This window comes from Kitasatospora sp. P5_F3 (genome assembly GCF_054049135.1).
In genome coordinates, this window is the sequence record NZ_JBFUMY010000061.1 from 51,544 (window position 1) to 64,263 (window position 12,720).

The following is a 12,720-nucleotide window of genomic DNA, read 5'->3' on the forward strand; positions in this document are numbered from 1 at the left end:
CAGTACCGCTGTGACAGCAGCAGTGTCCCACCAACGAGCGGCGCTAGCTGCTCCCGGTGGGGGTGATCAGCCCGGTTTCGTACGCGAGGACCACGGCCTGGACGCGGTCGCGGAGCTCCAGTTTGGCCAGGATGCGGCCGATGTGGGTCTTCACCGTGGTCGGGCTGAGCACCAGGCGGTCGGCGAGTTCGGCGTTGCTGAGGCCGGTGGCGAGCAGGCGGAGCACCTCCAGCTCACGCGGCGTCAGTGCGGAGAGGTCCCGGTGCAGGGCGGTGGCTGGCTCGCCGGGCCGGGCGAAGCGTTCGACCAGGCGGCGGGTGATGGCGGGGGCGAGCAGGGCGTCGCCGGACTGCACCAGGCGGACGGCGGCCACCAGGTGTTCGGGGGTGACGTCCTTGAGCAGGAAGCCGCTGGCACCGGCGGCCAGCGCGGCGTAGACGTAGTGGTCGAGGTCGTAGGTGGTCAGGATGACCACCCGGACGCCGTCCGGGGCGGCGTCGGCGAGGATCCGGCGGGTGGCCTCGATGCCGTCCATCTGCGGCATCCGGATGTCCATCAGGACGACGTCCGGCCGGGTGCGGCGGACGGCGGTGACCGCCTCGGCGCCGTCGGCGGCCTCGGCCACCACCTCGATGCCGTCGGCGGCCAGGATCATCCCGAAGCCGGTCCGCACCAGGCCCTGGTCGTCGGCGATCACGACCCGCAGCGGTGGCCGGTTCACGCGGTCCGCCAGGGCAGCCGGGCGCTGATCCGGTAGCCGCCGTCGGCGGTCCGACCGGCCGTCAGCTCCCCGTGGTAGACCGCCAGCCGCTCGCGCAGCCCGATCAGTCCCCGGCCGGCGCCGGGCGCGACGGGGGAGTCGCCGACCCGGCCGGTGTCGGTGACCTCGATTTCCAGACAGTCCCCGGTGTGGCCGATCACCACCTGGGCACGGGCGCCCGGCGCGTGCTTGATGGTGTTGGTCAGCGCCTCCTGGACGACCCGGTACGCCGTCAGATCCACCCCGGGCGGCAGCGGCTCCGGCGGCAGCGTCACCGTGACCGCGACCGGTGTCCCGGCGGCGGCCACCCGCTCGGTCAGGGCCGCCAACTGTGCGAGACCGGGCTGCGGTTCGAGGCCCTCGGCCCGTTCGTGGTCGGGCGCGGCGAGCAGGCCCATCACGTGGCGCAGCTCGGCCAGCGCGGCCCGGCCGCCGGCCTCCACCGCCAGCAGTGCCTGCTTGGAACGCTCCGGTGCGGTGTCCAGCACCGTACGCGCCGCTCCCGCCTGAATGACCATCACGCTGACATTGTGGGTCACCACGTCGTGCAGTTCGGCGGCGATCCTGGCCCGCTCCTCCTCGACCGCCCGGCGGGTGGCCTCCTGCTGGGCCTGCTGGAGCTCGGTGAAACGGTCCCGGCCGGCCGCCAGTTGCCGCTGCCAGAACCGGACCAGCCCGGCCAGCACCCCGGCCACCAGCAGCACCACCGCCGGGCTGGACCAGCCGGGCAGGACCGGCTCCGCCTCCCGGAGCGCGATCCCGGCCAGCACGGCGGCGACCAGCAGACCCGCCGCCGCACCGGCCCGGTGGCGGCTGTACATCACCGCGCTGTAGGCGCCGATGACGCAGGTCAGCACGTTGATCCAGGAGGCGTCGTCGGCCAGTGCCAGCACGGCGGTCACCGCCACCCCGAACGCCGCCAGCGGATACCGGCGCCGGGCCGCCAACGGGAGTGCCGAGAGCAGGACCAGCAGCCAGAATCCGGCGGAGGCCGAAGGCTCCTCGGGCGGCGGACCGAAGGGGGACGGCACCGGCAGCACCGGGACGCTGTACCCGTCGCCTCGTGGGCCGCGCCCCTGCTGACGCCATCCGCGCCGGTCTTCCGCGTTCACCGGGTCATTGTGCGGCCCCGCCGTCCCGGCCCGCGTCCTCCCCGGCGACGAAGGTCCCGTCCGCCAGGCGTACGTCGCAGGGATGACGCGGCGGCCGGACCGTCCGCAGGGAGGGCGAAAGTCGGTGCCGGGGCCGACGCGCCACCGCAGGGGCCGCTCCTAGGTTCGCCGAGTCAACACTTCCTGTCTCGGTTGAGGACCTGCGATGAACCATGTGATCGAACTGACCGGCGTGGCCCGGAGGTACGACGGTGCCGGGCCGCCCGCGCTCGGACCGCTCGACCTGACGGTGGCCCAGGGCGAGGCGCTCGCCGTGACCGGACCGTCCGGCAGCGGCAAGTCCACGCTGCTGAACCTGGTGGCCGGGCTCGACCGGCCGACCGAGGGGACCGTCACCGTGGCGGGCAGCAGGATCGACGGGCTGAGCGAACACGCGCTGGCACGGTTCCGCCGGGAGCGGATCGGCATGGTCTTCCAGTTCTTCAACCTGCTCGACGACCTCACCGTCACCGACAACATCCAGCTGCCCGCCCAGCTGACCGGGACGGCGCGGCGGACGGCGGCGACGCGTGCCGGTGAGCTGATGGAGCTGTTGGGCATCCAGCAGCACGCCCGCGCCTACCCCGGCCGGCTGTCCGGTGGCGAGCGCCAACGGGTCGCGGTGGCCCGGGCGTTGGTGAACCGGCCGGCGCTGCTGCTGGCCGACGAGCCGACCGGGGCGCTGGACAGCGCCTCCGGCCAGGACGTCCGGGAGCTGCTGGTGGACCTGCACCGGAGCGGTCAGACCGTCGTGCTGGTCACCCACGACCTGGCGCTGGCCGAGGCGTGCGCGACCCGGACGATCCGCCTGGTGGACGGTCAACTCGCCCTGGACAGCCGGACGGAGGCGCTCCGATGAGCAGTCCGATCGGCCGGGTGGTCCGGTCCGGGGTGGGCCGGCGGCGGGTGCAGACGGTGGTCATCGCGGTGGCCGTGATGATGGCCGTCGCCTCGGCGGTGGTGGCCGGGGCGCTGCTGGTCGCCGTGAACGCCCCCTTCGACCGCGCCTTCGCCCGGCAGCACGGCGCGCACCTCACCGTGCAGTTCGACCCGGCCCAGGTGGGCGCCGAACAGCTCGACGCCACCGCGAAGTTGCCGGGCTTCACGGCGAGCGGCGGCCCGTACCCGACCACCACCCTCCGGGGCCTGGACCAGGAGGGCCGGCGGACACCGACGTTCACGGTGGCCGGGCGGTCGGGCCCCGGCGGGGAGGTGGACCGGCTGGACCTGCAGTCCGGCCGGTGGGCGGAGCAGCCGGGCGAGCTGGTGCTCGCCACCTCGCTCGCCGGGCCCGGCTTCGGGCTCGGCTCCACGCTGCGGGTCCCGGACGCCGCCGGCAGCCCGACCCTGACGGTGGTCGGCCTCGCCCTGTCGGCGAGCCGGACCGCCGACGCCTGGGTGACGCCCGGTCAGCTGACGGCGCTGGCCTCGGCGGACCGCCCGGTCACCACCCAGCGGCTCTACCGCCTCGACGCGGCCGGGACGAAGGAGCAGTTGGCCGCCGCCCGGGAGTGGCTCGCCGCAGCCGTACCGTCCGGCGCGCTGCTCGGCGCCCAGTCCTATCTCGACACCAAGCGCGCCGCCGACCAGGGCGCCGCGCCGACCATCCCGTTCCTGGTCGCGTTCGGCGTGCTCGGCCTCGCGATGTCGGTGATCATCGTCGGCAGCGTGGTCGGCGGCGCGGTCGGCACCGGTCTGCGTCGGATCGGCATCCTCAAGGCGGTCGGTTTCACCCCGGGCGAGGTGGTCCGGGCCTACCTGGCCCAGGCGCTGATCCCGGCCGGAGCCGGCATCGCGCTGGGCGTGCTGCTCGGCAACCTGCTGGCACTGCCGCTGCTGGCCGACACCGAACAAGCTTACGGCGCAGCCTCGTTGGCGGTCTCCTGGTGGGTGGACCTGCTGGTGGCGGCGGTCGCCCTGCTGGTGGTCGGGATCGCCGCGCTGGTCCCCGCGCTGCGGGCCGGCCGGCTGCGGACGGTGGAGGCCATCGCGGTCGGCCGGGCGCCGCGCACCGGGCGCGGCCAGTGGGCGCACCGGGCGTTCGGCCGACTGCCGCTGCCGCGTGCGGTGACGTACGGCCTGGCCGTTCCGTTCGCCCATCCGGTCCGGGCGGTCGCGATGCTGCTCGCGGTGGTCTTCGGCACCGTCACGGCCACCTTCGCGGTGGGGCTGACCAGCTCGATGGGTGCGATCACCAAGGCCCAGGACCGCGAGAGCCTGGCGGCGGTCTCCGTCTTCAGCGGCGCTGCCCACGGCCCCGGGACCCCGGCCCCCGGGCAGCAGGCCACCGTGGCCGCCGACCCGGCCAAGGTGCGCGCCGCCGTCGAGGCCAACGCGGGCACAGCCTCGTTCTACGGCAGGGCCTTCGCGGAGGTGACCGTGGCCGGTATTCCCGGCGCGGCCCAAGCCGTCCTCTACCAGGGCGACTCCGCCGCCGGCGCCCCCGAGCTGATCTCCGGTCAGTGGCTCACCGGCCCCGGGCAGGTGGTGGTGCCGACCCGGTTCCTGGAACGGACCGGCAGCAGGATCGGCGATTCGGTACGGGTCACCCAGGAGGGCGACACCAGGACCCTGCGGATCGTCGGCGAGCTCTTCGACACCTCGAACGACGGGACGCGTCTGCACGCCGACCAGGCCGACTTCCCGAAGGCCGGACCGGTGGCCTTCCTGGTCACGCTCAAGCCCGGCGTCCGGCCCGCCGACTACGCGGAGCAGGTCGCGGCGGTGGTGCGGCCGCTCGGTGGTGAGGCGATCGCCAATCAGCCCTCGGAGCGGGGCAACATGGTCCTCGTACTGCAGGCGATGGCGACGCTGCTCACCCTGATGCTGGTCTCCGTGGCGGGCCTCGGCGTGCTCAACTCGGTTGTCCTGGACACCCGGGAGCGCGTCCGTGACCTGGGCATCTGCAAGTCGCTCGGGATGTCGCCGAGCCAGACCGTGCTCCTGGTGCTGACCTCGGTGGCCGGGATCGGCCTGCTCGGCGGAGCGCTGGGCGTACCGGCCGGGTTCGCGCTGCACGGCTATGTGCTGCCGGTGATGGGGCACTCGGCGGGCACCAACCTGCCGTCGTCGGTCCTGGAGGTGTACCAGGCACCGCAGTTGGCGCTGCTGGTGGCGGCGGGGGTCGCGATCGCGCTGCTGGGTGCACTGCTCCCGGCGGGGTGGGCGGCGAAGGCCCCGACGGCGGCGGCGCTGCGCGCGGAGTAGCGAACGGTGCTCAGACGGCCAGGAGTTCGGGGTGGTGACGCTTCGTCACCTCGGGGTGGGCGCGGGCGTAGCCCTTGAGTTCGTTGCGGCCGAACTCGGCGAACAGGGGGTTGCGGGGGTCCTGGGTGGCGCCGGGGGCGTGGTGGGCGTGCGGGAAGTCGAGGGGGGTGATGTGGGCGTCCAGCCGGGGGTTGTAGAAGAACGGGACGGAGAAGCGCTCGCGGGCCCCCGGCGGGCTGACCACCCGGTGGCTGGTGGCCTTGAGGTAGCCGTCGGTGGCGACCTCGAGCAGCTCGCCGAGGTTCACCACGAAGGCGCCGGGGAGCGGCGGGACGGAGAGGAACGTTCCGTCGGAGCGGAGCACTTCGAGGCCGCCGACCTGGTCCTGGAGCAGCAGGGTGATGAAGCCGTAGTCCTTGTGGGCGCCGACGCCCTGGCCGGTGCCGTCGGGGGCGGTGCCCGGGTAGCGGACCAGCTTGAGCCGCAGGTGGGGGTGGCCGGCGAAGGCGTAGTCGTAGAAGTCGGGGCGGGCGCCGATCGCGGCCAGCAGCTCGTGCAGCAGCCGGGCGGCGACCGAGCCGAGGTGGTCGATCCAGTTCAGGGTGGCGGCGCGGAGGGTGGGGACGGCGGCGGGCCACTGGTTCGGCCCCTCCAGCCACCAGTACGGCTGCTCGCCGGGGCCGGGCACGTGCGGCGGGAGCTCGGCACCGATGTCGAGCTGGTCGCGCCAGTCCCGGCTGCCGGCGGTGTGCTCGGTGCCGGTGCGGGTGTAGCCGCGGTAGTGCGGGGAGTTGAGGTTGCTGACGGCCAGCCGGTCGGCTTCGGGCAGCGCGAAGAAGGCGTGCATGGCGTCGGTCAGCTCGGTGGTCTCCCCGGCGGTCACGCCGTGGCCGGTGAGCTGGAAGAAACCGACCTCGGTGGCCGCGCCGCGCAGTGTGTCGTGCAGCCGGGCCCGGTCGTCGGCGGAGCCGTCGGCGAGCGAGAGGTCGATGACGGGGAGGCCGGTGAGTTGCTCTGTCATGGTTGCCGTCCGAGGTGAGTCCCCCTGGGATCGAACACAGCACCAGGTTACCGTCGGAAGGGGGTTGACCTGGGGTGGAACCGGAGGAGACTGGTATGTACACCCCGGATCACCGGATGGAGCCCGCCCCGCAGGCAGAGACGTCAGCCCGCCCCGCGAGAGCACACATCCAAGCCCCCGGTCAGGCCCCCGGCAACTCCGTTCGGGAGCCGGTTCTCGGCGACGACCGAGCCCCGGCGCTCGAAGCGGGAGTACCGGGGACTGCGCTGTGCTCAGCTCTTCCGGGGCTCGCCCCGGTAGGTACCGAAGGCCCAGAGGTTGCCCTCGGGGTCGCGCACGGTGAAGTCCCGTGAACCGTCGGGCCCGTAGTCGGTGTCGTGCGGCTCCGCGACCACCGAGGCCCCGGCGGCCACCGCCCGGGCGAACAGCGCGTCCGGGTCCTCGGTGACCACCACGTACGCACCGAAGTTGCCCGGCCGCTGCGGCCACGGGTCGTCGTCGCCGCCCGGCTCACGGGCCGAACCGAGCATGATCCCGCCACCGGCCGGCCAGCTGAGCTGGGCGTGGTGCACCTGCGTCCCGTCCGCGTAGACGGCGGTCGCCTCGAAGCCGAACGCCTCGGTCAGGAAGCGGATCAGCGCAGGGGCGTCGCGCGCCCGCAGACTGGGCCAGACCTGGGGCGGGGGCGGCTGGGTCATCGGGTGCTCCTCGGTCGGGGTACCGGCTCTCCCGGCTCAGGTTAGGCCGAGGCCGCGCCGTTCCAGCGGATTTCCCGCCCCGCCGGTTTCGGTGACGACCTCGACGCCGGCCGCGAGCATGTTGGCGATGATCTGCTCGGCCAGTGTCTCGTCACAGATCAGCAGGTCCATCGGTGGGTCGCCCTTCATGACGACCAGGTAGCCGGCGCCGGTGGACTCGAGCTGCCACCGGTCCCGCCCGGTGGTCCACATGTCCCGGTAGGCGGCGAGGTCCGGTTCGGTGGACGGCGGCTCGGCCCGGAGCGTGACGGCGGGCAGGTAGTGGCCCGGGCGGGTGGGCCGGAGCGACAGCCCGGAGGGTCGGTCCGTCCCCAGTGCCGCCAGTACTTCGGCTGCGGGATAGCCGAACAGGTCCACGTCGTCGAGCACGACGGCGACGTCCGCCGGGCCGTACCAGTGCGGTCGCAGGTGCCCGGTCCGCCGGAGCACGACGCTGTCCAAAGGGCTGTCCGGTGCGGCCCCCGCCAGGGCGCTGAGCTCGACGTCGCCCCACCGGACGGAGTACGCCCACGCCGCCTCGCTGTCCTCCCGGACGGCGCCGAGGCCCGCCAGGAGTTCCCGTGCGGCGGCACCGTCCAGACCGAAGCGGAGCACCCCCGCACCGTTCGGCAGGCGGATCCCGATGGCCGGCAGCAGTTCGAACATCCGCTGATCGTCGCGACCGGCGGCAGGTCGCCGCAAGTGGCGTCCGTTCGGGTCAGCGTTGGTACTGGCGCCGGTAGGCCGAGGGGCTGATGCCCATCGTCTCCCGGAAGTGGTGGCGGAACCCCGCGACGGTCAGGCCCACGCGGCCGGCCACCGCGTCGATGGGATGGTCTGCGGACTCCAGGAGGGCGGCGCCGGCCCGGATCCGCTGCTGGGTGATCCAGCGGCCCGGCGGCAGGCCCGCCGTGTCGACGAAGCGACGTTCGAACTGACGTACCGACAGATGCGCGACACCGGCCAGTTCGTCGACGGTGAGACGCCGGTGCAGGCTGTCCAGTGCGTACCGCATGGCGTGGCCGATCGGGTCGTCGGACGGCGCCCGGCCCACCGGATGCTCCGCGAACTGGGCCTGGCCGCCCTCGCGGTGGGAGGCCACGACCATCCGGCGGGCCACCCGGGCGGCGACCTCGGCACCGTGGTCCTTGCGGATGAGGTGCAGGCAGACGTCGATGCCGGCGGCCGTACCGGCGGCGGTGACGACCGATCCGCTGTCGACGTAGAGCACCGAGGCGTTGACCGTCACCTCCGGATGGCGTTCCTGGAGCAGCCGGGCGTGCCGCCAGTGCGTGGTCGCCTCCTTGCCGTCCAGCAGGCCCGCGGCGGCCAGGGCGAACGCGCCGCTGCAGATGGACACCACGCGCGCTCCTCGCGCGGATGCCGCGCGCAGCGCGTCCAGGACCGTGGGGGAGACGTCCCGGCGCACGTCCGCGACCCCAGGGACGATGACGGTGTCGGCGTACCGGAGCCGGTCCAGGCCGTGGTGCACCACGATGTCGAAGCCGCCCACGACCCGGTGCGGCCCGGGTGTCTCGGCGCACAACTCGAACCGGTACCACCAGTCCACGTCCAGCTCCGGCCGGGAGACCGCGAACACCTCGGCGACCGTGGCGAGTTCGAACGGGGCCATCCCGTCGAAGGCGAGGCAGGCGATCCGGTGGCGGTGCATGGCGGAATCCTAGCGGCAGGTGCCGTTTCCGACACTGTCGGCGGCGGTCGGCGGGCCCGAGTCTGGTGGCATGAGACCTGACGCCATGACACCGCTGACCTTCGGAATGCTCGTCTTCGACGAGGTTGAGGTCCTCGACCTGGGAGGCCCCTTCGAGGTCTTCAGCACGGCCGGCCGACTGGCCCGCACCGACGAGGGCGAGCCCCTGCTGCGCGTCCTGACGGTCGCACCGACCGACCGGCTCGTCCGCGCCCGCGGAGGGCTGCAGGTGATGGCGGATCACACCCTCAACGAGGATCCGACCTTCGACGTCCTGGTGGTCCCGGGCGGCGTCACCACCGCGGTCGAGGCGGACGCGGACGTGATCGACTGGCTGGCCAGGCGCAGGCAGAGCTCCGCACTGACGTTCAGCATCTGCACCGGGGCCTTCCTGCTGGCCGCCACCGGGGCGCTGAACGGCCGCCGGGCCACCACCCATTGGGAGGATCAGGAGGAGCTGGCCCGGCGCTGGCCGGAGATCGACGTGCGCACCGACGTCCGGTGGGTCGACGACGGCGACATCGTCACCTCCGCGGGGATCAGTGCGGGCATCGACGCCAGCCTGTACATCGTGGGGCGGATCTTCGGCGAACAACTCGCCCGTCGCACCGCCCACCAGATGGAGTACGTCTGGGCGGCCGACCGCACCGGCGGGGCCGTCACGGGGTAGGCGTGACGGGAGCGGGGAGGCTGAGCACGGCGGCCAGGCGCGCGAGGGAGGCGGCGTCTCCCTCGACCTGGACGTGTCCTGCGGCGACGGCGTCGGCCGGCTGCTGCCCGCCGTACATGATGCGGGCGAGGGCGGAGGGCCGTCCGGTGATGACGGCCTCCGGCTGCTGTTGGTGGCCGCGTGCGGCGTGCAGGGTGCCGTCGGCGACGAGGACCTGGAAGACCTCGTCGTTGAGGTGGAACTCGTACCGCCCGTGCACGCCCCGGGCCAGGTCGGGGTCGAAGTTGGTGCGCAGGGAGAGGACGAACGAGGTGGCGCTCAGGTGGGCGGTGCGGTCGTGGGCCGGCGAGCGCACGGCCCAGCGGCCCAGTGCCCGTACGACGGGCTCGAGTTCGAGCCCCCAGTCGGTGAGTTCGTAGGCCTCTGCGACGGTGGGGGCGGGGAGGCGGTGCTTGCGGACGATGCCGGAGGCCTCCAGTTCGGCGAGGCGCTGGGCGAGCACGTTGGTGCTGATGCCGGGCAGGTCCGTACGCAGCTGGCCGTACCGCTTGGGGCCCAGCAGCAGCTCGCGGACCACCAGGAGTGCCCAGCGCTCGCCGACGAGGTCGAGGGCGTGGCCCGTCCCGCACGCGTCGTTGTAGCTCCGTTTGGTTGCCATGCCGGTCAGTCTACCCCGGTGGTTGCTAAAGAGAAGTAACTGGTTGTTTTTTGCAAGCGAAGTGGTTACGGTGATCCCGTCGACGGTCGGCAGCGCGCCGTCCGCCGTAGGCCGGACCAGGCCGGGCACGATGAGAACCAGACACGAGACACCGAGGAAACCTGAGATGCGTACCCTGATCAGCACCGCCTTCATCTCGCTCGACGGCGTCGTGGAGGGCCCGGGCGGCGAGCCCGGCTACCGGAACTCCGGGTGGACCTTCAAGGACATCGAGTTCCTCCCCGAGGCCTTCGAGATCAAGGGCCGGGAGCAGCAGGAGGCCACCGCGATCCTGCTGGGCCGGACGAGCTACGAGGCGTTCAGCCCGGTGTGGCCGGACATGGCGGACTTCGCCGACTACAAGGTGATGCCGAAGTACGTCGTCTCCACCACCCTCACCGAGGACGACCTGGTGTCGAACTGGGGCGAGACCACGATCCTGCGCTCGATCGACGAGGTCGCCGCACTGAAGGAGACCGAGGGCGGCCCGATCATCGTCCACGGCAGCGCCACGCTGAACCACGCCCTCTCGGACGCCGGCCTGATCGACCGTTACCACCTGCTCGTCTTCCCGCTGCTGCTCGGCGCGGGCAAGCGTCTGTTCAGCACCACGGACAAGGACACCCAGAAGCTGAAGCTGGTCGAGCACGAGGCCTACCCGAACGGCCTGCAGAAGAACGTCTTCGACGTCGTCCGCTGACGACGCCCCCCGCTGGTCGCTCGGCGGGTCGGCGCGGCGGCTGGAGTCGGGTGCCGTGATCAGGGAGGGTCGTCGGGTCATCGTCCGGGCCGACGGGAATCGGGGACCACACTGCCACCGAGCCGCATCGTCACGCGCGGGCTCCCGCCGTCCGCGGTCCCGCGGCTCGGCGGATCCGTCGCGGCCGGGGTAGTGCTCGGCGCGGCCGTCTCCGCACTGGTGGACACCCCGCTGGGCATCCTCTCCGGCGTCGCCGGCACCGAGACCGTCTTCCGGACGTCGACGCCGGGGATCGACTTCAACTCCGACGATCCGCCGGCGTACAGCGACTTCCTCTACTTCAGCTACAACCTGGGCATGACCTACCAGGTCTCCGACACCGACGTGTCGAGTTCGCTGATCCGTAGGGTCGTGCTGCGGCACTCACTGCTCTCCTACGTCTTCGGTGCCAGCATCCTGGCCACCACGATCAACCTCGTCACCGGGATCGTGACCGGCTGACGCACCGTCCGGCTTGCAGCGGTCACGCAGGGTGCGCGGCGGGGGTCCGGTCGGTGCGGTAGTCGAGCCGGGTGGTGACCGTGATCACGCCGTCCACGCCCCGGCACAGCCGCTCGATGACCGGCAGCAGGCTTCGGTACTCGACGGTGCCGCGGAGGGTCACCTCGCCCTCGTGCACCCGGACGTCGAGCCCGTCCGCCGGGATGCCCAGCGTGCCGACGAGGATGTCGCCCCTGATCTCCTCACGGATCGCCTGGTCGTGGCGCAGGAAGACCCGCAGCAGGTCGCTCCGGCTGACGATGCCGACCAGCCGGCCCGCCTCGTCGGTCACCGGGAGCCGCTTGAGGTGCTTACGGTGCATCAGGCGGGCGGCCTCCACCACCGTCCACTCCGGCCGCGCGCACACCGCCGGGCGGGTCATGAGCCCTTCGGCGGTGGTGGCCCGGCTCCTGGCCCGGTCACCGGGCGAGAGACGGGGGGTGAGCAGCAGCCCCGCAGGGTCCTCCTCGGCAGCCTCGTTGATCAACAGGTCTGCCTCGGACACCAGGCCGACCGGCCGGTCCTGGTCGTCGACGACCGGCACGGAGGTGATGTCGTGCTCGGCGAGGAGCACGGCGATCTCCTTGAAGCCGGTGCCGGGCCGTACGTGGACGACGGCGGAGGTCATCAGTTGTCCCACGATCCGGTGTCGCATCGTCGGTCTCCCTCGGTGAGGTAGGCGGCCCCGTTGCGGGGCCACCAGGTGTCTCCACCATCCGGTGCCGACGCGTGCTGCCGAAGGGCCGAGCGGGCCGGCGTCCCGGGACCTTCGGCACCTGATCAGCCGCGCCGCGACGGAACAGAATCGAACCGGACAACGACCCACCCCCGTACCAGAGTTGACCGAGGAGAGCCCCGCCATGGCCGTTCACCACGCACCCGTCTCCCGTTCCACCCGGCTCGGAGCAAGGCTCCGGCGCACCGTCGCCGACCTGCCCCGGGTCTCCGCAGGCACCGTCGGCGCGACGGTCACCACAGCCCGCGCCCTCGCCGTCGCACGGGTCGGCCTCGGCTTCGTGTTCCTCTGGGCCTTCCTCGACAAGGCCTTCGGCTGGGGCTATGCCACCCCCGGCGCGCGGTCCTGGGTGAACGGAGGCTCCCCCACGAAGGGCTTCCTCAGCCACGTCTCGGCCGGCCCGCTCCAGTCCGCCTTCCAGGACATGGCAGGTCAGGCATGGGCCGACTGGCTGTTCATGCTCGGCCTGTTCGGCATCGGCCTCGCCCTCACGGGTGGGATCGCGCTGCGAATCGCCGCCGTCGGCGGCACGCTGCTGATGGCGCTGATGTGGGCCGCCGAGTGGCCGCCCGCCCGGCACCTGGCGAACGGCGCGGCCAGCGGATCCACCAACCCGGTCACCGACTACCACCTGATCTACGCGCTGCTCCTGATCGTCCTGGCCGTCGCGAGCGCGGGCAGCACCTGGGGTGCCGGCCGGCGCTGGGCCGCGCTGCCGATCGTCCGCGACCACGCCTGGCTCCGCTGAACTCCGCCGACACACCTGGCCGGCGGTGACCCCATCTGGGTC

Annotated in this window: 13 protein-coding genes and 1 pseudogene; 6 read left to right on the top strand and 8 right to left on the bottom strand. The window is 72.8% G+C overall.

The genetic code is table 11. The annotated features are described in order from the left end of the window. Positions 1–43: 43 nt before the first annotated feature. Together ACXJMZ_RS28500 and ACXJMZ_RS28505 are read right to left on the bottom strand one after the other, a co-directional pair. Positions 44–733 carry a response regulator gene (locus ACXJMZ_RS28500; protein WP_457032925.1) on the bottom strand — a complete coding sequence of 230 codons (690 nt, stop codon included), beginning with the start codon at positions 731–733 and terminating at the stop codon, positions 44–46. Next, positions 718–1,872 (bottom strand): sensor histidine kinase, encoded by a 1,155-nt coding sequence (locus ACXJMZ_RS28505; RefSeq protein WP_457032909.1) that lies wholly within the window; start codon positions 1,870–1,872, stop codon positions 718–720. The genes ACXJMZ_RS28500 and ACXJMZ_RS28505 overlap by 16 nt, the downstream gene beginning before the upstream one ends. A 205-nt stretch (positions 1,873–2,077) precedes the next feature. On the opposite strand from ACXJMZ_RS28505, the gene ACXJMZ_RS28510 reads away from it, so the two are divergent. Both ACXJMZ_RS28510 and ACXJMZ_RS28515 read left to right on the top strand, forming a co-directional pair. Beyond that, entirely contained in the window at positions 2,078–2,770 is a 693-nt protein-coding gene (locus tag ACXJMZ_RS28510) for an ABC transporter ATP-binding protein (protein WP_457032910.1), read from the top strand. Further along, complete coding sequence (locus tag ACXJMZ_RS28515; RefSeq protein WP_457032911.1) at positions 2,767–5,118, top strand: FtsX-like permease family protein; 2,352 nt, start codon at positions 2,767–2,769, stop codon at positions 5,116–5,118. Before ACXJMZ_RS28510 ends, ACXJMZ_RS28515 begins: the two co-directional genes overlap by 4 nt. A gap of 10 nt (positions 5,119–5,128) precedes the next feature. Here ACXJMZ_RS28515 and ACXJMZ_RS28520 read toward each other — a convergent pair whose 3' ends face one another. The 4 genes from ACXJMZ_RS28520 to ACXJMZ_RS28535 form a co-directional block, all read right to left on the bottom strand. Beyond that, a complete protein-coding gene (locus ACXJMZ_RS28520; RefSeq protein ID WP_457032912.1) occupies positions 5,129–6,139 on the bottom strand; it encodes an isopenicillin N synthase family dioxygenase in 1,011 nt (336 codons plus the stop codon). 272 nt (positions 6,140–6,411) lie between these two features. Beyond that, complete coding sequence (locus ACXJMZ_RS28525) at positions 6,412–6,837, bottom strand: VOC family protein (RefSeq protein WP_457032913.1); 426 nt, start codon at positions 6,835–6,837, stop codon at positions 6,412–6,414. A 36-nt stretch (positions 6,838–6,873) separates the two neighbouring features. Continuing rightward, on the bottom strand, positions 6,874–7,542 hold the full coding sequence (locus ACXJMZ_RS28530) for a hypothetical protein (protein WP_457032914.1): 669 nt from the start codon (positions 7,540–7,542) through the stop codon (positions 6,874–6,876). A gap of 52 nt (positions 7,543–7,594) precedes the next feature. Beyond that, positions 7,595–8,548, bottom strand: a complete 954-nt coding sequence (locus ACXJMZ_RS28535; RefSeq protein ID WP_457032915.1) for a helix-turn-helix domain-containing protein — start codon at positions 8,546–8,548, stop codon at positions 7,595–7,597. 70 nt (positions 8,549–8,618) lie between these two features. Here ACXJMZ_RS28535 and ACXJMZ_RS28540 point away from each other — a divergent pair, with 70 nt between their 5' ends. Then, positions 8,619–9,257 carry a DJ-1/PfpI family protein gene (locus tag ACXJMZ_RS28540; protein ID WP_457032916.1) on the top strand — a complete coding sequence of 213 codons (639 nt, stop codon included), beginning with the start codon at positions 8,619–8,621 and terminating at the stop codon, positions 9,255–9,257. On the opposite strand, the gene ACXJMZ_RS28545 is transcribed toward ACXJMZ_RS28540, so the two are convergent. Next, positions 9,247–9,915, bottom strand: a complete 669-nt coding sequence (locus ACXJMZ_RS28545) for a winged helix-turn-helix transcriptional regulator (protein WP_457032917.1) — start codon at positions 9,913–9,915, stop codon at positions 9,247–9,249. The two genes, ACXJMZ_RS28540 and ACXJMZ_RS28545, sit on opposite strands and share 11 nt — an antisense overlap. Before the next feature lie 166 nt (positions 9,916–10,081). Between ACXJMZ_RS28545 and ACXJMZ_RS28550 the strand changes: the two genes are divergently transcribed. Together ACXJMZ_RS28550 and ACXJMZ_RS28555 are read left to right on the top strand one after the other, a co-directional pair. Continuing rightward, the gene (locus ACXJMZ_RS28550; RefSeq protein ID WP_457032918.1) at positions 10,082–10,654 is read left to right on the top strand and encodes a dihydrofolate reductase family protein; all 573 of its coding nucleotides are present in this window, start codon (positions 10,082–10,084) and stop codon (positions 10,652–10,654) included. A 282-nt stretch (positions 10,655–10,936) separates the two neighbouring features. Then, a pseudogene (locus ACXJMZ_RS28555) lies at positions 10,937–11,155 on the top strand (DUF1345 domain-containing protein); the annotation flags it as partial. A gap of 22 nt (positions 11,156–11,177) precedes the next feature. Here ACXJMZ_RS28555 and ACXJMZ_RS28560 read toward each other — a convergent pair. Beyond that, positions 11,178–11,849, bottom strand: a complete 672-nt coding sequence (locus ACXJMZ_RS28560; protein ID WP_457032919.1) for a CBS domain-containing protein — start codon at positions 11,847–11,849, stop codon at positions 11,178–11,180. A 205-nt stretch (positions 11,850–12,054) separates the two neighbouring features. On the opposite strand from ACXJMZ_RS28560, the gene ACXJMZ_RS28565 reads away from it, so the two are divergent. After that, entirely contained in the window at positions 12,055–12,678 is a 624-nt protein-coding gene (locus ACXJMZ_RS28565; RefSeq protein WP_457032920.1) for a hypothetical protein, read from the top strand. Positions 12,679–12,720 lie beyond the last annotated feature (42 nt).

Excerpts from the sequence above, each read along its gene's own strand:
- ACXJMZ_RS28560 (WP_457032919.1), bottom strand. The coding sequence starts at position 11,849 with ATGCGACACCGGATCGTGGGACAACTGATGACCTCCGCCGTCGTCCAC.
- ACXJMZ_RS28540 (WP_457032916.1), top strand. The coding sequence starts at position 8,619 with ATGAGACCTGACGCCATGACACCGCTGACCTTCGGAATGCTCGTCTTC.
- ACXJMZ_RS28520 (WP_457032912.1), bottom strand. The coding sequence starts at position 6,139 with ATGACAGAGCAACTCACCGGCCTCCCCGTCATCGACCTCTCGCTCGCC.
- ACXJMZ_RS28545 (WP_457032917.1), bottom strand. The coding sequence starts at position 9,915 with ATGGCAACCAAACGGAGCTACAACGACGCGTGCGGGACGGGCCACGCC.
- ACXJMZ_RS28525 (WP_457032913.1), bottom strand. The coding sequence starts at position 6,837 with ATGACCCAGCCGCCCCCGCCCCAGGTCTGGCCCAGTCTGCGGGCGCGC.
- ACXJMZ_RS28565 (WP_457032920.1), top strand. The coding sequence starts at position 12,055 with ATGGCCGTTCACCACGCACCCGTCTCCCGTTCCACCCGGCTCGGAGCA.
- ACXJMZ_RS28535 (WP_457032915.1), bottom strand. The coding sequence starts at position 8,548 with ATGCACCGCCACCGGATCGCCTGCCTCGCCTTCGACGGGATGGCCCCG.
- ACXJMZ_RS28530 (WP_457032914.1), bottom strand. The coding sequence starts at position 7,542 with ATGTTCGAACTGCTGCCGGCCATCGGGATCCGCCTGCCGAACGGTGCG.
- ACXJMZ_RS28515 (WP_457032911.1), top strand. The coding sequence starts at position 2,767 with ATGAGCAGTCCGATCGGCCGGGTGGTCCGGTCCGGGGTGGGCCGGCGG.
- ACXJMZ_RS28550 (WP_457032918.1), top strand. The coding sequence starts at position 10,082 with ATGCGTACCCTGATCAGCACCGCCTTCATCTCGCTCGACGGCGTCGTG.
- ACXJMZ_RS28510 (WP_457032910.1), top strand. The coding sequence starts at position 2,078 with ATGAACCATGTGATCGAACTGACCGGCGTGGCCCGGAGGTACGACGGT.